Below are 21,578 nucleotides of genomic sequence, written 5' to 3'. Positions count from 1 at the left end.
ATCAGCGAACCTCCAGCTCGATGGGTGCTCCGACGAGAGAGCCGTATTCGACCCAGCTGCCGTCGTAGTTCTTGACGTCTTCCTTGCCCAGAAGCTCCTTGAGGACGAACCAGGTATGGCTCGAACGCTCGCCGATGCGGCAGTAGGCGATGGTGGCCTTGCTGTCGTCGTAGCCCTTGGTCTTGTACAGCTCTTCGAGCGCTTCGTCGGACTTGAACGTGCCGTCCTCGTTGGCAGTCGTGCTCCACGGGATGTTGATCGCAGACGGCACGTGGCCACGCTGCTGCGCCTGTTCCTGCGGAAGGTGAGCCGGGGCGAGGATCTTGCCCGAGAACTCGTCGGGCGAACGCACGTCGATCAGGTTCTTGTTGCCGATGGCGTCGATGACCTCGTCGCGGAACGCGCGGATCGACAGGTCGGGTGCCTCGGCTCGGTACTGCGTGGTCTCACGGCTGACGACGTCCTTGGACAGCGCGCGGCCGTCGAGCTCCCACTTCTTGCGGCCACCGTCGATGAGCTTGACGTCCTTGTGTCCGTACAGCTTGAAGTACCAGTAGGCGTAGGCGGCGAACCAGTTGTTGTTTCCGCCGTACAGGACGACGGTGTCGTCGTTGCTGATGCCCTTGGCCGACAGCAGGTCCGAGAACTGTTCCTGGTTCAGGAAGTCGCGGCGAACCGGGTCCTGCAGGTCCTTGCGCCAGTCGAGCTTGATCGCACCTTCGATGTGTCCGCCGTCGTAGGCGCTTGCGTCTTCGTCGACCTCGACGAAGACGGTCTTCGGTGCGTTCAGGTTCTGCTCGGCCCAGTCGGCAGAGACCAGGACGTCGGAGCGAGCCATGGTGTTCCTTTCGGTGTTTCTCTATGGATCGGTGTAGGTCAAGCAGTGGTGCGCGAGGTGGTGCGCAGTCGCGCAGCGAGGGGGTAGATCATGCAGCCGAGGCATACCGCGAATGCGGCGTTGAGGAAGGCCGCGAACAACGCGAAGCCCGTGGCCACGGTGCCGACGACGGGAGCGCCGAGCGCGAAGCCGAGAACTCCGACGGCGGCGAACACGAAGCCCACCAGTTGAGCGAACTTCAACGGTGCCACCGGCTCGCGTTCACTGGTGGGGGACAGCCTCGGTGCGACGAATGTCGCGTAGATCGTGCCGTACGGACTGTGCTTGGGTCCGCGGACGGCTCCGATTCCGAACACGATCGCCTGTAGCCCGAGCAGGATTGCCGCCGCGGGGACCGAGAACGTGGTGAGGACGAGAACGAGGACCAGGACGGCGGTGGTGATCCACGCGGCGAAGCGCGGTCCGCGAACATCGACCTGGTCGACGGTGGTGTCGGTGGTGGTTCTGGTGTCGGGTGTCGACATCGAGATGTACTCCTGTGCGAGGCCGGGGCACGCCAGCATGGGCAGTGCTCGGACGTGGATTTCGATCATCGGGCCGGACATCACGCATGGGCGTGGCGGCAGAAGGAAATCAGCAGCAGCGACAGCAACAACCGCCCAGTCGACACAGATCAACTGTGCGTCGACTGGTGAGCATCAGCTCGCGGCGGGAGAACACGAAGAGCATCCTACCCGCTACCAGCGTCGGGTCCTACCGTCGGTCTCGGGAGGGTCGGTCAGAGGTTGTCGAGCGCGGACCGTAGCGCCGCCGCGGACGGCACCCCCGCGATTCTGGAGCGCCGTTGCAATGCGCTGTCGAGGACGAACGTCGTGGGCAGTGACAGCACGCCCAGCTCGCGGGCGAGGATCGGATGGGCGTCGATGTCGAGTTCGAGTTCCCGGGCGTCGTTTCGCCCTTCCAACACCTGCCCGACGACGCGTCGCACAGCTGCGCACGGCCCGCACCAGTCCGCCGAGAAGTGCAGCACCGTCGCGGAGTCGGTCGCGGCACCCGCGTCGAGCAGAAGTGGGTACAGAGCGTCGGTCTCGGATTCGGTGGTACGCACTGCCCGCACTGCACCCGATCGGCTGCGGAGAAACAATCCGGTGGCGACGGCCAGTATCGCCACGACGACCAGAACTGTGATCCCTGTCACGGCTTCTCGATCTCGTTGAGGTCGATGGTCACGTTCTCGCCCGACCCTTCGATGACGATCTGCGAGCCCTCCGCGTAGACGTCGGTCGGGAGGAGCCCGAAGGGCAGGCTCTGACGCTCGATGGTCTTGGTGAACAGTCCCAGCACCGTGGGCTCGGCGAAATCGGGGATCGAGAAATCTGCCTGACCCTCCGGGCCGAAATAGAAGTCCGACGCCACGATGGCGACGCTGTCACCTTCGAGCAACAGATCGGCCTTGACGCTCACCGTCGTCTCGAGGGGGCCGACCGGAACCGTTCCGGTCAGCACGACGCCACCGGTCGTGGTCTTGCCCGACCCACCGGAACCGCCGGTACCGTCCGACTTGTCGGCCGGCGGGGCGGAAACCTGCAGGTCGACGATGCCGAGGAACCGGCCGAGGTCCGTCGCCTCGATACGGACGCGGCCGTCGAGCTCGTCCACCGGGATCGCTCGAACGTTGTTGTCGATCAGGTCGGACAGCGCGATGTGCACGCCGCGGAGATTGGCCTCGATCGTCGTCGAGCCGACGTAGTCGGTCGGCACGTCCTGCGCTCGGATCTCGATGTTCTGATAGCGGCCGTCCGCCGCCTGGGTGAGGAACGGGAATCCGTGCACGATCACCTGAGGGTCCGAGGTGAGCTCACCGCCCGCTCGGATCGCGCGGGAGACCCGGTACTCCGAGTAGGCCGCTGCGCCGAAATCGACCACGAGCGCGAGGGCCAGCAGGCTGGCGAGTCCGATGAGAAGTGTGCGCACGGGTCCATTGTGACCGACGGATCGCGTACTGCCCTCTTCGGCCGGTTGTACGGACAAGCTAGTCTGTGTCCTTGACGATCACTCCAATCCAGCCTGGGCTGGACCGGCCAGCAGTAAGAATGGAGACGCAGTGGAGCTCCTACTACTGACCTCCGATCCCCATCCGGAGGGCGTTCTGCCGTCCCTCGCTCTCCTGGCGCATCACGTACGCCCGGTGCCCACCGAGGTGTCCTCGCTTCTCGAAGCCGGTTCGGCAGATATCGCATTGGTCGACGCGCGCACCGATCTCGCTGCTGCTCGTGGTCTGTGTCGCCTGCTGGGGAGTACCGGATCGGCCATCCCCGTCGTGGCAGTTCTCACCGAGGGCGGACTCGTCGCGGTGAACTCCGACTGGGGCCTCGACGACATCCTGCTCCCCGGCACCGGCCCCGCGGAGCTCGACGCTCGGCTGCGGTTGCTGGTCGGCCGTAGCGGGGGAGTTGCCAGCCCGGAGACCTCGGGCAAGATCACGCTCGGCGAACTGGTCATCGACGAAGGCACGTACACCGCGCGTCTACGAGGCCGTCCGCTCGATCTGACCTACAAGGAATTCGAGCTGCTGAAGTATCTGGCTCAGCATGCGGGTCGGGTCTTCACTCGCGCCCAGCTCCTGCAGGAAGTGTGGGGCTACGACTTCTTCGGTGGTACACGCACCGTCGACGTCCATGTTCGACGCCTCCGCGCCAAGCTCGGTACCGAGTACGAGTCGCTCATCGGAACCGTGCGGAACGTGGGATACAAGGCTGTTCGTCCGGCGCGCAATGCCAAGGGTGGACCAGTGGCATCGGATGCTGCCGGCGGGGATTCCGACGATGCGGATTTCGAGTTCGAGCAAGAGAGTACTCTCTCGTAGATGAGTTCGGATCCTGCCTTCGACGTCCATTCGATCGACGGCGGAGCACCGTCTTCCCGAGTTTCCTACGAGATTCATCGAATCCTTTCGCGCGCAACGGAAGCCGACGGCACTGCGCCGTTGTCGGAGCAGGCCGTGAAGGCCGTCGACGACGGTGACGAGGTCGTTCGGTTCGTCGCGACCGAGGGCGATCGTGTGGTGGGCTACGTCGGAATCGCCGACGGGATGGCCGAGGCCGTCGTCGACCCTTCCTTCCGCGGTCACGGTGTCGGGCGCGAATTGGTTTCTCACGCACTCGATGTCGGCTCCGATACCCGTATCTGGGCGCACGGCAATCTGCCCGCCGCACGGTCCGTCGCTGCGGCGCTCGGGCTGCAGGTCGTTCGCGAGTTGCTCCAGATGCGTCGCTCGTCCGGGCATCCCGATCTTCCGGATGTTGTTGTGCCAGAGGGTATTTCGCTCCGAACCTACCGGGGGCATCAGGACGACGCCGAGCTGCTGCGCGTGAACAATGCGGCCTTCTCGTGGCATCCCGAACAGGGTGGCTGGACCGATCGTGACATCGACGCACGACGAGAAGAATCGTGGTTCGATCCGGCGGGCCTGTTCCTGGCGTTCGAGGAGGGCAGTGACCGCCTCCTCGGTTTCCACTGGACGAAGGTCCACCGGGCCGAGGGTGTGGAACCGGCCATCGGCGAGGTGTACGTGGTCGGAATCGACCCGCAGTCGCAGGGTCGTGGTCTGGGGCGGGTGCTGACGCTGGCCGGCCTGCACTATCTACGCAGCAGAGAACTGGGCCAGATCATGCTCTACGTCGAGGCCGACAACACCGCTGCCGTGCACACGTACACCAAGCTGGGCTTCGAGAACTACCACGTGGATGCCGCTTACGCGCGCAGTGCGTGAACGGACACACCGACTGCGGTGTTCATCTCCCGTTCACCTATGCGGGGGTAAACGTCTACCACCTGCCCTTACCTTTCTCGATGGGCGACAACCTACGTCGCCTGGTGCGAGGTTTCTTTCGGAGCCGGCACCCACACAGTCACAGCGCGGCCGCTCAGGTCCGAGCCGTGGACACGGCCTACAGATTCCCCGGAGGAAACAGGTGAACCTCAAGCGCAACGGTGCTCTCATGAGTGCAGTGGCCATCAGTGCCATGTTGCTGACCGCATGCGGTAGCGACGCCAACGTCGCCACCACGGACGGCGCATCCGACTCCTCGGCTACCTGCGAGGGCAAATCCCCGCTGACCGGCGAAGGCTCGTCCGCGCAGCAGAACGCCATGTCCAACTTCACCTCGATCTACTCCGGCGTGTGTGCCGGCAAGGCAGTCGAGTACACCACCAGCGGCTCGGGTAACGGCCGCACACAGTTCGTCGCCGGACTGGTCGACTTCGCCGGCTCCGACTCCGCGATCAAGGACGAGCAGGCAGTCGAGGCGGCCACCCGCTGCGACAGCAACCCGGCGTGGAACCTTCCGCTGGTCTTCGGACCGGTCGCCGTGGCCTACAACCTCGACGGCGTCGACAACATCGCGCTGAACCCGGACGTCATCGCGCGCATGTTCACCGGCCAGATCACCACCTGGAACGATCCCGCCATCGCCGCACTCAACGAGGGCGTCGACCTGCCGGCCACCGCGGTCACCCCCGTCTACCGCTCCGATTCCTCGGGCACCAGCGACAACTTCCAGCGCTTCCTCGCCGCTTCGGCTCCCGAGGCGTGGACCCTGAACCACAGCTCCGACTGGGCCGGCGGCGTCGGCGAAGGTGCCAACGGATCCTCGGGCGTGGCCCAGGCAGTCGCGGCCACCCCCGGCTCGGTCACCTACGTCGAGAAGGGCTTCGCCGACCAGGAGAGCCTCGGCACGGCTGCCGTCGACTTCGGCAACGGACCGGTCGAGCTCACCACCGAGTCGGCTGCCGCAGCCATCGACGCGGCAACGTTCTCCGGCGAGGGCAACGACCTCGTCATCGACATCGACGCGCTGTACGCCAGCAACGAGGCCGAGACCTACCCGCTGGTTCTCGCAACCTACGAGATCGTCTGCTCGGCGGGCTACGACCCCGAGACCTCGGCAGCAGTCAAGTCGTTCCTGCTCAGCGCAGCCAACGAGGGTCAGCAGGGCCTCGAGGAAGCCGGCTACGTGCCGCTCCCCGAGTCCTTCAAGGAGCGTCTGACCACCGCTATCGAAGCAATCGCCTGATTCAATGAGACGTAACCCTGCTTCGGCTCGTGGCAACGCGAGCCGAAGCAGGACCGTCCTCGACCTCCACACGAGACAGTGAGCGGTATGAGCGACACCCACTCGATGACCGGCGTCCCCTCTGCGGCTACCGTGCCCACCGCGGGTGCCGCGCACAAACCGGAAGAACCACAATTGTCAGACAAGAACAAGACGGGGACCGTCACACGTCCCGGTGACAGGATCTTCTCCGGCCTCGCCACGGGCTCGGGCATCTTCATCATCGCCCTGATCGCCGCCGTGGGCATCTTCTTGCTCTGGCGTGCCATCCCTTCACTGTCGAACAACACGGTCAACTTCCTGACCTACAACGGCGCGTGGGACACCTCCAACACCTCGGCCATGGTGTTCGGCGTTCTCGATCTCTTCCTGGTCACCGTCACGGTGTCTCTCTTCGCGCTGATCCTCGCGATGCCTGTCGCACTCGGCATCGCCATCTACCTGACGAACTACGCACCCAAGCGAGTCGCGGGACCGCTCGGTTACGTCATCGATCTCCTGGCCGCAGTTCCGTCGATCGTCTTCGGCCTCTGGGGCCTGTACGTCCTCGCGCCCGCCATCAGCCCGTTCGCAGAGTGGCTGAACGCCAACCTGGGTTGGTTCCCGCTCTTCGGCACCGGCTCGGTCTCCATCGCAGGCGGTGGCACCATCTTCACCGGTGGCATCGTGCTCGCGGTCATGATCCTGCCGATCATCGCAGCGGTGACTCGCGAGGTCTTCATGCAGACGCCGAAGGGGCAGATCGAAGCAGCTCTCGCCCTCGGAGCCACCCGCTGGGAGGTCGTGCGCACCACGGTCATTCCGTTCGGAAAGTCCGGCTACGTCAGCGGCTCCATGCTCGGTCTCGGTCGTGCACTCGGTGAGACCATCGCGCTCTACATCATCATCCGCAGCACTCAGGCAACGTTCGGCGGAACATTGTTCGACGGCGGTTCCACGTTTGCCACGAAGATCGCGCTGGCCGCGGGCGAGTTCAACAACCCGCTCCAAGCCGGTGCCTACATCGCCGCGGGTCTGGTGCTCTTCATCCTCACCTTCGTCGTCAACGCCGGTGCCCGCGCCGCCATCGCCGGAAAGAAGGACTGACCCGTGACCGCAACCATGGACAAGCCCGTCAAGGAACCGACGTTCCAGGGCGTCAGCGCACGGCGTAAAGCGTCCAACCTCACGGCGACGATCCTCGTCAGCCTCTCGGTTCTCGTCGCACTCGTACCGCTCATCTGGGTGCTCTACACGGTGATCTCACGCGGTCTGTCCGCCGTGGTCTCGCCCACCTGGTGGCAGAACTCGCAGGCCGGCGTCACCCAGTTCATCGCAGGCGGCGGCGCTTACCACGCCATCGTCGGAACACTCCTGCAAGGACTGTTCTGCGCCATCATCTCCATCCCGATCGGCATCTTCGTCGCCATCTACCTCGTCGAGTACGGGGCCGGTACACGACTGGCTCGAGTGACGACCTTCATGGTCGACATTCTGACCGGTGTTCCGTCGATCGTCGCGGCCCTGTTCATCTACGCACTGTGGATCGCCACCTTCGGATTCCAGCGCTCCGGTGTCGCCGTCGCATTCGCCCTTGTGCTCCTGATGATCCCCGTGATCGTGCGCTCGGCCGAGGAAATGCTGCGCATCGTCCCGCAGGACCTGCGCGAGGCGTCCTACGCCCTTGGCGTCCCGAAGTGGAAGACCATCGCCAAGATCGTCATTCCCACGGCCCTGTCCGGCATCGTCACCGGCATCATGCTCGCCCTGGCCCGCGTGATGGGCGAGACGGCACCGGTGCTGATCCTGGTTGGATCGGCCACCGCCATCAACTTCAACATCTTCTCCGGGCCGCAGACGTCTCTGCCGCTCATGATGGTCGACCTGCAGAAAGCAGGAACCGGCGTGCTCACCGCTGAGCGCATGTGGGGAGCAGCCCTGACGCTGATCCTGATCGTCGCAATACTCAACATCGGCGCGAAGTTGGTCTCGAAGTTCTTCTCGCCCAAGAACTTCTGACCCACCCGACTCCAGCGAACTCTAAGGAACGAAGAACATGGCAAAGCGTCTCGATCTCAAGGACGTCAACATCTACTACGGCAAGTTCCACGCCGTCTCCGACGTCACTCTGGCCGTACCGCCGCGCAGCGTCACCGCGTTCATCGGGCCGTCGGGCTGCGGTAAGTCGACCGTCCTGCGTTCGCTGAACCGTATGCACGAAGTCACCCCGGGTGCGCGCGTCGAGGGTTCGGTGCTGCTCGACGGCGAGGACATCTACGGCAGCGGCGTCGACCCCGTGGGTGTGCGTCGCACCATCGGCATGGTCTTCCAGCGCCCCAACCCGTTCCCGACGATGTCGATCCGGGACAACGTCGTTGCGGGCCTGAAGTTGCAGGGCGGCCGCGGCAAGAAGGAACTCGACGAGATCGCCGAGCGCTCGCTCAAGGGAGCGAACCTCTGGAACGAGGTCAAGGATCGCCTCGACAAGCCCGGTGGTGGCCTCTCCGGCGGTCAGCAGCAGCGTCTGTGCATCGCTCGCGCGATCGCCGTCTCTCCCGATGTCCTGCTGATGGACGAGCCGTGCTCGGCTCTGGACCCCATCTCCACCCTCGCCATCGAGGACCTGATCCAGGAACTCAAGCAGGACTTCACGATCGTGATCGTCACGCACAACATGCAGCAGGCCGCCCGTGTGAGCGACCAGACCGGCTTCTTCAACCTCGAGGCGACCGGCAAGCCCGGCAAGCTCATCGAGATCGACGACACCGAGAAGATCTTCTCCAACCCGACGCAGAAGGCCACCGAGGACTACATTTCCGGCCGCTTCGGATAACCACACACGAACGAAGAAGCCCCCGCTGAGCACAGGCTCGGCGGGGGCTTCTTCGACATCTGCGCTCGTTGTCCCGATGCGAGAACCGAGTAGCGTTGCAGCGCAGCACTACTCGGTTCTCGACGAGGGCAGGCCTACGAGGTGGGGATGTTGTTGTGGCTCAGGTCGATGGGCAGCTCACCCGTCACCAGGAAGATCACTCGACGGCCGACCTCGACGGCGTGGTCGGCGAACCGCTCGTAGAAGCGGCCGAGCAGGGTCACGTCCACCGCAGCAGCGACCCCGTGGCTCCACTCGCGGTCCATCAACACCGTGAAGAGGTGACGGTGCAGATCGTCCATCGCCTCGTCCTCCTCCTGCAGCTTGGCAGCGCGCTCGGGATCGCGGGTCTCGAGGACCTCACGAGCCGACGCGCCGATCTGGACGGCGAGGCGACCCATCTCGGCGAAGTACCCGTTGACGACCTCGGGGAGGGCGTGGTTCGGGTGCCTGCGGCGGGTGATCTTGGCAACGTGCAGTGCGAGCGCGCCCATACGGTCGATGTCGGCAACGATCTGAATGCCGGCCACCACCGAACGGAGATCGCCTGCGACTGGAGCCTGCAGGGCGAGAAGGGTGAAGGCCTTCTCCTCGCACACCGCGCTGAGTTCGGTGATCCTGTCGTGTTCGGAAATGACCTGCTCGGCGAGCACCAGGTCTGCTTGAAGGAGGGACTGAGTGGCCTTTTCCATGGCCGCACCAGCCAGGCTCGCCATCTCTCCGAGGAGATCGGCAAGCTCGTTCATCTGTTCGTTGTAGGCGACGCGCATGAGCGAAGTTTAGTAGCTCACACCGACTAGTTCCCTGTCCCGAGGGTTAACGGAGCATGAATGAAGTCAGGCGCACGTGTCGTCGGCTGCGTTGGTGTACGAGAGATCCTCCGGAAGGGGCGCACTCTGGGTGGTTCCTTCCACCTGAGTGGGATCGATTTCGGTACCGAACGCCGTCGGGTACTGGGTGTATCCGGGATAGTTCGAGCCGAGCACGACCTCGACGACATTGTTCAGGCTCGGTGCCAACTCGATGGCAGCGCCGGGAATCGCCGACGCGACCGTCGCAGCGGCGGCTTCCTGATCCTGGGAGTAGCGCACCACTGTCTGCGCTGCGGTGCCCGAGAAGTTGCCGACCGTCAGGATCTGGAATCCGTAGACCGCGAGTTCGTCGGACGCCGTCTGCGCCATCCCGGCGATGTCGGATGCGTTGGACACCTGAATCGACACGGTCGACGGGTCAACGGCCAACAGTGGCGCGTCGGGTACGGCGGCAGGTGCGGGTGATTCGGGTGTCACCGGCTCCGCTCGTTCCTCGCCGGGCAACGGAGCGTCGTCGATGATGGCCTGGAAGATCGCACCGATCGCGTCGTCGTTCGGGATCTCGTTGCCGTAGTCGTTGGTGCCGGTGGTGGGGATGGTCAGGAAGGTGACCGCGCCGGCGTCCACGTTCTGCAGCGAGCGTCCCAGTGTCACCAGGTCCTGAGTCTTGACGTTCTCCACGAACGTGTCCGAGGTGAACGCGTTGACGAACCCGTTGAGCTTGCCGGGATCGAGCAGCACGTTGTTCGAGAGCGCGGACCGCAGCAGCGACGACAGGAAACGCTGCTGTCGCTTGATGCGGCCGTAGTCGCCGTTGCCCTCGGACTCGACGTTGCGGGCCCGAACGTAGTTCAGCGCGGTGCGGCCGTCGATACGTTGTGTTCCGACGTTGGGAAGGACATTTCCGAGTTCGTAGTCGAACAGGGGTTGCGCGGTGCAGACCTCGACGCCGCCGACCTCGTCGACCATGGACTCGAACCCGGCGAAGTCCATCCCGACGAAGTGTCCGATGCGTAGGCCCGAGATCTTCTGGATGGTCTTGACCAGACACTTCGGGCCGCCGAGGGCGTAGGTGGCGTTGAGCTTGTCGCCGTAGGCCTCGGGGAACATCTCCCCGGTGTAGGTATTGGTGATGTTGTCGAACTGCTCGCACTCCGGCCGCGTCACGTCGAGGTCGCGGGGGAAGGACACCGCGACGACGCGACTGCGGTCGGCAGGGATGTTGACCAACATGACGGTGTCCGAGCGCGATCCCTCGGCGTCGGCGACGGTTCCGGCTCCCACCTCGCCGCTGGCCCCGGCGCGGGTGTCGGTGCCCACGATCAGGTACGTCTCGTCACCGTACTGGCCTGCGGCGTCGACGACGTCGGTCGAATCGGGATCGAGAGCGGCGACCTGGAGAAATCCTTGATCGGTGTTGCGTAGGTATCCCCACACCACTCCGGTCAAGGCCACCGCCAGGATCGCGACGAGGGAGACCAGGCTCCGGCCGATCATCCGTACCCGACGGCGGCGACGTACCCGACTCATCGCCAACCGCGTCAGAGTCGGTCGATCCGCTGCGGGCGCGCCCACCGGTTCCGGTGCGGCATGCGGCGGCGGAGTCGGCGGCACTGCCCGGGCAGGCGAGGGAGTGGAATCGGTGATGGGGGCGATGACCTCGGTCGGCTCTTCGACTTCGGGACGTTCGTCAGGCACCCGCCGCATCGATCCCGAGCGCGACATCTTGTCCACCAACTCGGCGACCGAGACGGTGTCGGCGTTACGCGGTGATCGTTTGCCGAGCCTGCCGCTGTCTCCGGGCTGCGGTGGTTGCTCTGCGTCCGGTGTTGCAGGACGTTCGGAGCGAGGTGGGCGCTGTCCGGAACGTCCGATTGAAGACAGCGGGCGCTCCCATGGGGCGCGACCCTCGGGCACAGACGGGCCCGACTCTCGATCGTCTCCCACGAATTCGAACCTGGCCTTCCATCACACGCACGCGCCGTCAACTCGGCAATCCCAGCCATAGTACTGACTCGAGCGGCATGGTCCACTCGTGCGAGGTGGGGGCTGCTGGTCAGCCGTGAATCAGCCGCCGGAATGCATCAGATCGGCACCGGCGGGAACGCAGACGTCCTCCGGGTCGTCGAGCCAACCGTCGGGCAACGCAACCGCGCCCGGCGAGCCCTGCCGACCACGGGGGCCTTCGGCGTCCTTGGGAAACGGAACGGTCGGATCGAGTTGCGCCAGAAGGTCGTCCAGTTCGCCGAGAGTGGACACCAACGCCATCGAGACCCGAAGATCCGACCCCGCCGGGAACCCGCGGAGATACCAGGACACATGCTTGCGCAGCTCGCGCAGACCCTTGCTCTCACCGTGATGCTGAGCGAGCAGCTCGGCATGCCGGGCGATGATGGTGGCCACCTCGCCGAGGGTCGGTGGAGTGGGTTCGGGCCTGCCGTTCAGGCGGGCGCTGAGTTCTGCGAACAGCCAGGGCCGACCCAGGCAACCACGCCCGACGACGACGCCGTCGCACCCGGTCTCCGCCATCATGCGAACCGCATCGGACGCCGAGAAGATGTCGCCGTTGCCCAGTACCGGGATGCCGGAGACGTGTTCCTTCAGTCGCGCGATCTCGTTCCAGTCGGCAGTGCCGGAGTAACGCTGAGAGGCGGTTCTGGCGTGCAGTGCCACTGCCGCCGCGCCCTCGCCTGCGGCGATTCGACCTGCATCGAGATGAGTGTGGTGGTTCTCGTCGATGCCGACGCGGAACTTGACGGTGACGGGAATGTCGGTGCCCTCGGTCGCCTTGACGGCCGCGGCGACGATACGACCGAACAGGTTCCGCTTGTAGGGCAGCGCAGCACCGCCGCCCTTTCGGGTGACCTTCGGAACCGGGCAGCCGAAGTTCATGTCGATGTGGTCGGCCAGATCGTCGTCGACGATCATCTTCGCCGCGTCGTACGTGGTGTCCGGATCGACGGTGTAGAGCTGCAGCGACCGCGGGGTTTCGGTGGGGCCGAAGGTCGTCATGTGCATCGTCGCCGGCTGGCGTTCGACGAGCGCGCGTGCGGTGACCATCTCGCACACGTACAGACCCGAGGTACTGCCCGCCCGCTGCAACTCCTGCTCCCTGCACAGCGTGCGGAACGCCACATTGGTGACGCCGGCCATCGGTGCGAGGACGACGGGGCTGGCCAACTCCAGCGAGCCGATCTGCAGTGTCATGAGAGAAGCCTTTGGAACGGAGGGAACGTGATCATGGTGACGGCGGTGGGGCGAGAGCGACGGCCCGAAAACAGTGGTGCCCGGCACCGAAGTCGGTACCGGGCACACCAGCCGATCTGAGCTTACGACGCGCGTGCTTCGGCCTTCGCGCGTTCGCGGGCGAGGGAGCGGTCGCGCATCTCCTCGAACTTGGTGGCCTGACGCTCGAGGTCTTCGAGGAACGCGGCGAGTTCCTCGCGCTTGTTCTCGCCGCGGCCGGTGAAGTCGTTGCGCTCGAACACGCTCCACTTGCGCAGGACCGGCCAGACGACGTCCTCGAGGTGCTGACGCAGGTCGTAGATGCCGTGCTTGGCCATCAACACACCGTTGCGGCGGAAGTTCGGCATACCGGCACCGGGCATGACGAAGTTCGTCACGATGTCGGAGACCGCGTCGAGGGTCTGATCGGGAGCGATGTCCATCGCCGCGCCGGTGATGTTGCGGTAGAAGATCATGTGCAGGTTCTCGTCGGCGGCGATGCGCTGGAGCATGCGGTCGGCGATCGGATCGTCGCAGACCTTGCCGGTGTTGCGGTGCGAGACGCGCGTGGCGAGCTCCTGGAACGTCACGTAGGCGACCGAGTGGAGCAGACCCGTCTGCGACCCCGCCGGTGAGGCGAACCCGTTGGTCATGTGGATCATGCGGGCTTCTTCGAGGGCGACGGGATCGACGCCGCGGGTGACGACGAGGTAGTCGCGCATGACGATGCCGTGCCGGTTCTCCTCGGCGGTCCACCGGCCGACCCAGGTGCCCCAGGCACCGTCCTGGGAGAAGTTCTCGGCGATCTCCCGGTGGTAGGACGGCAGGTTGTCCTCGGTGAGGAGGTTGGTGATCATCGCGGCCTGTGCGACGTCGGAGAGCTTGGACTGCTCCGGGTCGTAGTCCTGGCCGCCGAGTGCGGCGAAGTTACGACCTTCGTCCCACGGTACGTAGTCGTGAGGGTGCCACTCCCGAGCCATCGAGATGTGACGGTTCACATTGTCCTCGGCAGTGGGCACCAGCTCTTGCAGAAGCTCGAGCTGTGTCAGATCCCTCGCCATTAGATCGCCTCCATAGATTGCGTACGACCGGTCCAGCTTACGGCACCGTAGGTTCGGTGTGAACCTCGTCGTGGCTGTTCACTTGCTGTTCCGGCGGTCGTGATGTTCGGTGTCGATCGGCGCGAAGTCTCCCCCGAGCGTCGATCTTGCCACCGGCCTTCGCGAGTGCACGACCGCTGCAGTTCCCCCAACACGTCGCTCGGTCTCGGCCGATCGTTACGCCCGAGTGTACGTTCCGGACAGGTGTGAGCACTGTTACTCGGACGGTGTGTGGTGCCCCCAGTAGGACTCGAACCTACGACCTGCGGATTAAAAGTCCGTAGCTCTACCAACTGAGCTATAGGGGCGCGGCTCGAAAGTGTAATGGGCCGCGTAGCGCCAACGGGCAGTACCCCCGGCAGTGGGTTCCGACGGGTCAGCGCCCGAAGCTGCTGCATCCGCTCGGCACCGGAATGCCTGCCAGCCGGTCGTCGATCCAGGCGTACGCGCCGGGAATGCCGCTGAGGGCGACGATCAGGTGTTCGCCGAGATATTCCTCGAGTCTGACGTTCGCACCCTGGGCGCACCACTCGTCGTAGAGGGTCTCGGCTCCCTGTCGAGGAATCCAGAACTCCTGCCTGCCCTGATAGATCATGGTGGGGATGGTGGGCGCGAGGTCGCCGCCGAGACGGGTCGCGGCGATGATGCTCTCGGCGATCTCGGTGCGATCGACATTCGGAACGTTCGAGAGCGCCTGTGCCGGGATCGGAGCCACCACGCCACCGGGGGCGAGCAGACCGACGCACATGTCCTTGGCGATCGTGGCCAGACGCAGTCCGTCGGCGTTCATCAGCGAGAACATCTCGGGGTACTCCCGTGCCACCCCGAGCGCCGCCGACAGGAAGAGCGTCGATGCGGCCGTGCCGTTCATCGACGTCAGCAGAATCCGGTAATCGGTCGGTGGACCACCGAACGCCGCGCCCACCAGATTCACATCGGGCGCGTACGTGGGGGCCAATTGTGCCGCCCATCCTGTGGCGATCGCCCCACCCGAGTACCCCGTCATGGCGATGGGAGAAGACGCAGGCACGCCGAGCTCGGGCAGTCGAACCATGGCTCGGAGGGCGTCGAGCACCGCGTGTGCGGCCATGCGTCCGGCGGCGTAGGCCTGCCGTGGCCCCTCGTGATCGGTGACGACGACGGCGTAGTTCTTGGCCAGAAACGCCTGAACGGCCGGTATCTCTCGGGCGAGGCCGCGAGGGAGCAGCCACGACGGCGCACAGGTGTTGCCGAGTGAATTGATGGCCATGTTGTATGCCACGACGGGTCGGCTCCCGGCTCCGGTCCACGGTTCGACCGGCACGATCACGGTGGTGGCCGCAGCGACGGGACGGTCCTTGGAGTCGTTGGTGCGGAACAGGATCTGAGTCGAGGTGACCGGCGTGAACAACGGTCCGACGGTCACTCGTCTGGTTGCGAGTACGGTCCCGGGAGGTTGTTGTTCGTAGCCTGCAGGGGGATCGAACCAGGGCTCACCCAGTGGGGTGGGTAGATAGAGAGCCGGGTCGGCGACGGGGGCCACGAAGTTGCCAAGGGGGTCTGCAGGCGCCGTGCCGGTCGTCGACAGAGCGAGCACGACCACCGCGAACGACGTTGCGATGGAACGAAATACGCGAATCGGCACCTTCATGGCATGCACTCGTTTCCGATCGGCCGAACTACTCCATGTGGTGCATGTCACAGTAATTCAGTACAGGTGCGAGTTCGGTGCGAGTCCGGGAACGTGTCGAAAATGTTACCGACCGGTCTTTCTCGTATCGATTACCGGGCAATGGATTTGACCGATGGCAGACAGCGGTTTCGGCGTATTCGATTGCTGATCACTAGATTTGAAATGCTAACGAGGCACGCGAATCAGTTCTGGTCCGAGATCCGTTACCGTGAAATGTAATTCGGTTTTCAACCGAAAGTGCGTGTGTGCTCCAAGCGACGTGAACGATGCGTCGATCGTTCGTTTCACGGAACTCGGCTGTACCTCGGTCGCTGCCGATGGCGAATCGGACGAGCCGCGAGTCGGCACGCGGTCGGTAAGGGGGTCGGTCCGAAGAAGGTCGCGTCGGCGACAGCGGTGGACCGAGTGGAAAGCGGCTCGAGTGCGCACCCCCTGCAGCGCACTCGAGCCGCGCAGATCATACCATCCGGCTTGTTTCGGACGCCTAACCGATTTTTCCGACGGATGTGTGTGGCGAAGCGAACCGTAGGTGAGTCGACTCACGTGTCGTTCGGGTGAAGTACTCTCTATATGTACTACCTGCGGATACGCAGGGCGCTTGGGGCTCGGAGGCACGGAATAAATGGCACAACAAGAGCGCGCACGGCGGACCCGGGCTGCCATCGTGGAGGCGGCGGCGGCGGAATTCGCCAAGCGTGGATACGCAGCGGCATCCGTCAACACCATCTTGGAGGGCTCCAACGCCACCAAGGGTGCGATGTATTTCCATTTCCAGTCGAAGGAAGATCTGGCCCGAGCCGTGCTCGCGGCCGGTCTGGATCGGTACGTCGCCATTACGGAGAAGTGGGCCGACACCACCGCACACCCGTTCTACGTCATCCGCGGGATCGTGGACGACATCGCGCAGAACTTCCAGAACGACGTGATCGTGCGCGCCGAGTTCCGGTTGATAGTCGAGCCGGAGTTCTACGCGGAGGTGCACTCCGGGGGCGGTCGCGTCTGGGGAGCTCAAGGCCACAAGCAAGCCGAGCGCGCTCTCGCGATGGGCGACCTCAAGCCGGAGTTCGACGCAGCCAAGTTCGTGCGGGTGCTTGCCGCGTCGATGGCCGGTCAGCGGTACATGTCGGATCTGGTTGCCGACAACGCAGATCTGCGCGAGCGGTTCGAGGAATCCGTCGAGGTCGTACTGCTCGCCATGGCGTCCGAGCGTTGGCTCGCCGAGTTCAAACTGCACGGGTGGGAGCACTACGGCGAAAACTGCGCGAAAACCACCTCTGACCTGCCGGTTTGAGATTTACAGCGAAAGTGTCCTAAGCTATCCCAGCTCCCAACGGAACGCCGTTGAGGGTAACGTCGAAGCAGTTCGGCGGGCCCCCTTCGTCTAGCGGCCTAGGACGCCGCCCTTTCAAGGCGGTAGCGCGGGTTCGAATCCCGTAGGGGGTACGTAGGAAGAGATCGGATTGACAATCCGGTCGGCAGTACAGCATTCTTCGTCTCGCTTCCCGCGTGATGCGGATTTGCAGTTCGGAGAGTTGGTGCGCTAGAAATAGCGCGGCAACAACAGCAAGGCCCTGTGGCGCAGTTGGTTAGCGCGCCGCCCTGTCACGGCGGAGGTCGCGGGTTCGAGTCCCGTCAGGGTCGCAACATCGGTACGAAGGTACCGACATTGCGATGGCATTGTTTCACCGGTGCCGCCCGGCCAGGTAGCTCAGTTGGTACGAGCGTCCGCCTGAAAAGCGGAAGGTCGCCGGTTCGATCCCGGCCCTGGCCACCACGGTGTTGGATCGACAAGCACGATGAAAGCCCCTTCCGGTCGTCCGGCAGGGGCTTTTTCGTTCCCAGGAGTTATTGTCGACGCGTGGACGTGATCGATCGAGCTCAGGAGGATCTGGCGCGCGGAGACAGTATCGCCGCTCGAGATCGGCTGGTCGGCGCACTGGTCCGGAACCCGACGTCGCCCGGCATCCTAGAATTGCTCGCGTACACGCATCTGGTACTCGGCGATCGTGCGGCGGCCGGAGCCGTCTGGTTCCTCACCGACAAGTCCGACGACGATCCGACGGCGTCCGCAGCGTTCGCCGCCCTGGAGAAGCAGTACCGGTCGCCTCTGATGATTGCGCGGGCACTGCCCATCCACGCGCCCTCCGATTGGTATCCCACTCGCGCTCGGATACGGCTGGAGCGGCTGGGTGCCGCGATCGAAGCCAACGGTCAGCACTGGGTGCCGCCACGAGACGTCGTGTATTTCGACGAGGACGGGCTGAACTCGGACGACTTCTACGGCCGGGACGGCGATCAGGACGACTCGGAGTACGACCGCGCAGGGGCGAATTACCGAACGGTGCGGCAGCGGGCGATCGCGGCGACCATCGTCATCGCGATCGCTGCCACCTCGGCATCGGTGGTGCTGGCACTCGTCTTCGGGTGACGCCGGTTCACGGACGAAGCGTGCGGCACCGAGCGTAGAGTCGCGAAAGAATTTCCGCCGACGATCGAGGGTGACGAGTTTCCATGGGCACAGCGAACGGTGCGGCGTCACCGGCTCCGCGAGACGACAACTATGCCGTCAACCTCGAGCAGGCGAGGGTGTTCGCGAGAGGGCTGGCCGAACATATCGAGACGTGCTCGGCGTCCATCGAACTGGCGCAGTCCAAGGCATTTCGAGCTCGCGCGGATCGCGCCGAATCACGGGCCCGAGCGTTCGAGTCCGAAGCGTCGACGCTCCGAACCGAGCTCTACGAGATGTATCGACACATCGACGCGATGACGGCACGCTTTCCGGAGCTGCGCAGCGACCCATCCGTTCGCGGCTAGCTCTCCGGAGCGCTCGTTCGATCAGAGGGCAGCGGAATCGGTGACCAGGCCGAAGGTCGTCTCTGCGCCTCGACGGCCGAGTGCCGATCCCCAGACCTCGTACACCGCGTCGGTGGCGGAGGATCGCTCGATGTCGCGGCCCTCCGCGACGGTGATGAGCGTGCGAGAGAGCTCGAACAGACTGACCCGGTGATGTCTCGCGGTCGTGAACAGCTCGTCGATGGCGTCGGCAACGGATCCACCGTGGATCCCGATGAGCACTCCGGTTGCGATGTCCACGTGAGTGCGGGACGCAGGCGATTCGGGCAGTCTGTCGGTCATCTTTTTCCTCGAGATGGTGTGTGGTCGGTGCGGATGACCGAAGTGGATCCTGGCGTCGAGCGGCTTCACTGTCTCACACGGACATGACATTTCATACCGTCGGTTTCGCCCGCACGTGCATCCGCTCGCCCTGGGGTCCGAACAGGCTCAGAAGCTCCACCGGTCGGTTTCCGACGGCACCGAACCAGTGCGGCACACGAGTGTCGAATTCGGCTGCCTCGCCTGCCTTCATCGTCAGATCGTGCTCGCCGAGAATCAGCCGCAGGGTGCCGTCGAGGACGTACAACCACTCGTACCCCTCGTGTGTCCGCGGACGCGGCTCCGAGCCCTCCGGGCGGACCAGGAGCTTGTACGCCTGAAGACCGCCGGGACGCAGCGTCAGCGGCAGGATGGTCACGTGTTCGCGAACGGTCGCCGTGGTGCGCACCCGAGGGTCCGCCACGGGCGGAGCGGTCACCAGATCGTCGAGTTTCATCTGATGGGCACGAGCGATGGGCCACAGCAATTCGAGGCTGGGCTTGCGGTCACCGGACTCGAGTCGCGACAGTGTGCTGATCGAAATTCCCGTGGTGTCCGACAGCGATGCCAGGGTGGTGTTCTTCTCCATCCTGATGCGCTTGAGGCGGGGACCGAGGCCCGCGATGACCTCGTCCAGGCCGGTGTTCGAATCTTCCATGACACCATTGCAGGTTCGGCAACGAGGTTTGTCAACCCAGGAAACATCGAGGCCCGAAAACGGCCCGCGAAAACGGCCCGCGGGCGACGGCAGGCGGCACATACTCGATCGATGACCGGTCGTCCGGGGACCACGTACCGCAGTGGCATGATCCGCGATGCCTACGGAAGCAGTGCATCCGAGGCGTTCATGGTCGTCGCCATCGCGACCATTCTGATCACAAGGGCTTACCTGGAGTTGACCGACTATCCCCAGGTCGGGGGCAAATCGTTGCACATCGCTCACGCCCTGTACGGCGGCGCTGCGATGATGCTCGCGTTGCTGATCGGGTGGATGTTCATCGGGTTCGGCGTTCGAGTGTTCACGGTGGTGCTCGGCGGAATCGGATTCGGGCTCTTTCTCGACGAAGTCGGCAAATTCGTCACCAAGGACAACGACTACTTCTACGGACCCTCGTCGGAGATCATGTACGTCCTGGTGGTGCTGCTGTTGGTGTTCAGCAGGATCGTTCGGGAGTTCCGCCGGCCCTCGGTCGACGAATCGCTGGCCAACGCGGCTGCGATCGCAGCCGACGGCGTCGCGCACGGCCTACCCGAGCATCGTCGCGACTGGGCGCTACGCATGGTCGCGCGGGCCGAGGCCGAGGGTGCCGACGCGGACACCGTGGCCGGGATCCGCCTGTTGCTCGGCCGCGCTCGGCAGTCGACGTCGCGGACCCACTCGCTGAAAAATGTCGTTCCCCGGCTGATTCCCGCGTTCTTCACCAGCGCCCGGTGGATTCCCGTCGTCGGGTGGGGGTTGGTTCTGCTCTCCGGGGCGGGGGTGGTGTTCGGGATCGTCGAGCTCGTCATCGGGGACCTGCACATCGATCGACGCGACCTGACGATCGACGTCGACAGAATGGGAATCGCGAGCGGGATCCTGTTCGTCAGTGCCTGCCTCACCTTCGTCACGGCGCTGCCTGCGATGCTGTGCTTGCGTGCTCGAGGACCGCTCTGGCCGCTGCGAACCCTCCGGGTGTCCGCGTTGATCTTCACTCTTCTCAACGCCCTCGTGGACTTCGCTCAGGAGGGTTTCGCCGCGCTGGGGAATGTGGCGGTGGGACTGTTCGCGCTCGCGGTCATCTCGCATCGAATCACCGTCCGTACCGCCGAGCTCACGTCGGAAGCTGCTGCGACGCAGGCGGATCGAGACTCCGATTGCTCTCGAACCGTCGAATCAGGCCGCTGAGCGGATCGACGAATTCGATCGAACGCGCCAGCAAGCGAAGCGGGTCGGAGTAGTCGTCGTGAGCGACCTCACGGAACGAGGGATAGAAATTGTCGCCGACGATCGGAATGCCCAACGAGCACAGATGAACTCGAAGTTGATGCGTCTTTCCGGTTCGCGGACGCAATCGGTACAGGCCGTGGGATCCGAACGTGTCGACGAGCTCGACGAGTGTTTCCGCGTTGGGCTCGCCCGGTACCTCTCGGGCCTGAAGAACGCCGCGCTCCTTGATGATTCGGCTGCGTACCGTCAGCGGGAAGTCGATGTCCCGGGAGCGTGGGGCAATCGCCTCGTAGTGCTTGGTGACGGTGCGTTGAGCGAAGAGTTCCTGGTACGGCCGGCGGGCCTGCTGTCGCACGGTGAACACCAGAACCCCTGCGGTGAGCCTGTCCAGACGGTGCGCCGGGCTGAGCTCGGGCAGGTCGAATCGGCGGCGGAGCAGAACGAGGGCCGAGCGAGCGATGTACGCGCCGCGCGGAGTGGTGGCCAGAAAATGCGGCTTGTCGACGACGAGCAAGTTCTCGTCGCGATGGAGGACGTCGAGTGAGAACGGAACCGTCGGCTCCACCGGCGGGTCGCGGTAGAGGTAGATGTCCGCCCGCGGTCTCGCGACGGTCGTCGAATCGACCGGTACGCCTGCTGCGTCGACGATCTCGCCGCCCGCAACTTTCTCGGTCAGTCGGGCGGCGTCCTGCGGGAACCGGGCGCGCAGGTACTCGAGCACCGTCGCTCCGGTCGCGACCTCCGGCATCCGCACCCGAGTGGGATCGAGGCCGTCGCGCAACGGGAGGGGAGCGGCGGGCATGCACCGACTGTAATCGGCCTGGGCATGGAAACACCCCGGCCGGAAATTCCGGCCGGGGTGTGGTCTGCGGTGAAACCGTTC

The 21,578-nt window shown here is 64.6% G+C and carries 22 protein-coding genes and 4 tRNA genes; 13 read left to right on the top strand and 13 right to left on the bottom strand.

Annotated features, from left to right (window positions below):
* Window position 1: 1 nt before the first annotated feature.
* From CH306_RS04005 to CH306_RS03990, 4 genes are all read right to left on the bottom strand, one after another.
* Entirely contained in the window at window positions 2-838 is an 837-nt protein-coding gene (locus tag CH306_RS04005; RefSeq protein WP_094645710.1) for a sulfurtransferase, read from the bottom strand.
* A gap of 38 nt (window positions 839-876) precedes the next feature.
* Complete coding sequence (locus CH306_RS04000) at window positions 877-1,362, bottom strand: DUF4395 domain-containing protein (protein ID WP_032396296.1); 486 nt, start codon at window positions 1,360-1,362, stop codon at window positions 877-879.
* 254 nt (window positions 1,363-1,616) lie between these two features.
* On the bottom strand, window positions 1,617-2,036 hold the full coding sequence (locus CH306_RS03995; RefSeq protein ID WP_094645709.1) for a thioredoxin family protein: 420 nt from the start codon (window positions 2,034-2,036) through the stop codon (window positions 1,617-1,619).
* Entirely contained in the window at window positions 2,033-2,812 is a 780-nt protein-coding gene (locus CH306_RS03990) for an LmeA family phospholipid-binding protein (protein WP_045196641.1), read from the bottom strand. Before CH306_RS03990 ends, CH306_RS03995 begins: the two co-directional genes overlap by 4 nt.
* A 130-nt stretch (window positions 2,813-2,942) precedes the next feature.
* On the opposite strand from CH306_RS03990, the gene CH306_RS03985 reads away from it, so the two are divergent.
* From CH306_RS03985 to pstB, 6 genes are all read left to right on the top strand, one after another.
* Window positions 2,943-3,704 (top strand): winged helix-turn-helix transcriptional regulator, encoded by a 762-nt coding sequence (locus CH306_RS03985; RefSeq protein WP_032395901.1) that lies wholly within the window; start codon window positions 2,943-2,945, stop codon window positions 3,702-3,704.
* The gene (mshD, locus tag CH306_RS03980; RefSeq protein WP_094645708.1) at window positions 3,705-4,610 is read left to right on the top strand and encodes a mycothiol synthase; all 906 of its coding nucleotides are present in this window, start codon (window positions 3,705-3,707) and stop codon (window positions 4,608-4,610) included.
* 202 nt (window positions 4,611-4,812) lie between these two features.
* Window positions 4,813-5,913 (top strand): phosphate ABC transporter substrate-binding protein PstS, encoded by a 1,101-nt coding sequence (gene pstS / locus CH306_RS03975; RefSeq protein WP_032395899.1) that lies wholly within the window; start codon window positions 4,813-4,815, stop codon window positions 5,911-5,913.
* An 87-nt stretch (window positions 5,914-6,000) separates the two neighbouring features.
* Window positions 6,001-7,038 carry a phosphate ABC transporter permease subunit PstC gene (gene pstC, locus CH306_RS03970; protein ID WP_045196637.1) on the top strand — a complete coding sequence of 346 codons (1,038 nt, stop codon included), beginning with the start codon at window positions 6,001-6,003 and terminating at the stop codon, window positions 7,036-7,038.
* Window positions 7,039-7,041: 3 nt separating this feature from the next.
* On the top strand, window positions 7,042-7,950 hold the full coding sequence (gene pstA, locus CH306_RS03965; RefSeq protein WP_032395897.1) for a phosphate ABC transporter permease PstA: 909 nt from the start codon (window positions 7,042-7,044) through the stop codon (window positions 7,948-7,950).
* Window positions 7,951-7,987: 37 nt separating this feature from the next.
* Window positions 7,988-8,764 carry a phosphate ABC transporter ATP-binding protein PstB gene (pstB, locus tag CH306_RS03960; protein WP_032395896.1) on the top strand — a complete coding sequence of 259 codons (777 nt, stop codon included), beginning with the start codon at window positions 7,988-7,990 and terminating at the stop codon, window positions 8,762-8,764.
* A gap of 134 nt (window positions 8,765-8,898) precedes the next feature.
* Here the strand turns inward: pstB and phoU are convergent, their stop codons facing one another.
* From phoU to CH306_RS03930, 6 genes are all read right to left on the bottom strand, one after another.
* Window positions 8,899-9,573: a phosphate signaling complex protein PhoU gene (gene phoU / locus CH306_RS03955; protein WP_032395895.1), complete on the bottom strand. Its 675-nt coding sequence runs from the start codon at window positions 9,571-9,573 to the stop codon at window positions 8,899-8,901.
* Between the two features lie 66 nt (window positions 9,574-9,639).
* Entirely contained in the window at window positions 9,640-11,562 is a 1,923-nt protein-coding gene (locus CH306_RS03950) for an LCP family protein (protein ID WP_094632561.1), read from the bottom strand.
* A 120-nt stretch (window positions 11,563-11,682) separates the two neighbouring features.
* The gene (gene dusB, locus CH306_RS03945) at window positions 11,683-12,822 is read right to left on the bottom strand and encodes a tRNA dihydrouridine synthase DusB (RefSeq protein WP_032395893.1); all 1,140 of its coding nucleotides are present in this window, start codon (window positions 12,820-12,822) and stop codon (window positions 11,683-11,685) included.
* 122 nt (window positions 12,823-12,944) lie between these two features.
* A complete protein-coding gene (locus CH306_RS03940; RefSeq protein ID WP_045196634.1) occupies window positions 12,945-13,901 on the bottom strand; it encodes an acyl-ACP desaturase in 957 nt (318 codons plus the stop codon).
* A gap of 271 nt (window positions 13,902-14,172) precedes the next feature.
* Window positions 14,173-14,248 (bottom strand) — tRNA-Lys (locus tag CH306_RS03935).
* Between the two features lie 68 nt (window positions 14,249-14,316).
* On the bottom strand, window positions 14,317-15,570 hold the full coding sequence (locus tag CH306_RS03930; RefSeq protein WP_094645707.1) for a lipase family protein: 1,254 nt from the start codon (window positions 15,568-15,570) through the stop codon (window positions 14,317-14,319).
* A 664-nt stretch (window positions 15,571-16,234) separates the two neighbouring features.
* Here CH306_RS03930 and CH306_RS03920 point away from each other — a divergent pair.
* The 6 genes from CH306_RS03920 to CH306_RS03895 all read left to right on the top strand — a co-directional run bounded on the left by CH306_RS03920 (window position 16,235) and on the right by CH306_RS03895 (window position 18,426).
* On the top strand, window positions 16,235-16,903 hold the full coding sequence (locus CH306_RS03920) for a TetR/AcrR family transcriptional regulator (protein ID WP_032377441.1): 669 nt from the start codon (window positions 16,235-16,237) through the stop codon (window positions 16,901-16,903).
* Between the two features lie 79 nt (window positions 16,904-16,982).
* A tRNA-Glu gene (locus tag CH306_RS03915) sits at window positions 16,983-17,055 on the top strand.
* A 124-nt stretch (window positions 17,056-17,179) separates the two neighbouring features.
* Window positions 17,180-17,253 (top strand) — tRNA-Asp (locus CH306_RS03910).
* A 56-nt stretch (window positions 17,254-17,309) separates the two neighbouring features.
* Window positions 17,310-17,386, top strand: a tRNA-Phe gene (locus tag CH306_RS03905).
* Between the two features lie 84 nt (window positions 17,387-17,470).
* The gene (locus CH306_RS03900; RefSeq protein WP_094645705.1) at window positions 17,471-18,040 is read left to right on the top strand and encodes a DUF6584 family protein; all 570 of its coding nucleotides are present in this window, start codon (window positions 17,471-17,473) and stop codon (window positions 18,038-18,040) included.
* A gap of 83 nt (window positions 18,041-18,123) precedes the next feature.
* Entirely contained in the window at window positions 18,124-18,426 is a 303-nt protein-coding gene (locus tag CH306_RS03895; RefSeq protein WP_032395870.1) for a hypothetical protein, read from the top strand.
* A gap of 21 nt (window positions 18,427-18,447) precedes the next feature.
* On the opposite strand, the gene CH306_RS03890 is transcribed toward CH306_RS03895, so the two are convergent.
* Window positions 18,448-18,747, bottom strand: a complete 300-nt coding sequence (locus CH306_RS03890; protein WP_141214673.1) for an ANTAR domain-containing protein — start codon at window positions 18,745-18,747, stop codon at window positions 18,448-18,450.
* A 91-nt stretch (window positions 18,748-18,838) separates the two neighbouring features.
* On the bottom strand, window positions 18,839-19,423 hold the full coding sequence (locus tag CH306_RS03885; protein WP_032395868.1) for a helix-turn-helix domain-containing protein: 585 nt from the start codon (window positions 19,421-19,423) through the stop codon (window positions 18,839-18,841).
* 111 nt (window positions 19,424-19,534) lie between these two features.
* Here CH306_RS03885 and CH306_RS03880 point away from each other — a divergent pair, with 111 nt between their 5' ends.
* Complete coding sequence (locus CH306_RS03880) at window positions 19,535-20,653, top strand: hypothetical protein (protein WP_094645704.1); 1,119 nt, start codon at window positions 19,535-19,537, stop codon at window positions 20,651-20,653.
* Here CH306_RS03880 and CH306_RS03875 read toward each other — a convergent pair.
* A complete protein-coding gene (locus CH306_RS03875; protein ID WP_094645703.1) occupies window positions 20,580-21,497 on the bottom strand; it encodes a pseudouridine synthase in 918 nt (305 codons plus the stop codon). The two genes, CH306_RS03880 and CH306_RS03875, sit on opposite strands and share 74 nt — an antisense overlap.
* Window positions 21,498-21,578 lie beyond the last annotated feature (81 nt).

This window comes from Rhodococcus sp. 15-725-2-2b (genome assembly GCF_002259075.1).
Lineage (GTDB): Bacteria > Actinomycetota > Actinomycetes > Mycobacteriales > Mycobacteriaceae > Rhodococcoides.
Note: the sequence above shows the minus strand (reverse complement) of the source record. Positions and strands in the feature narration are given on the sequence as shown.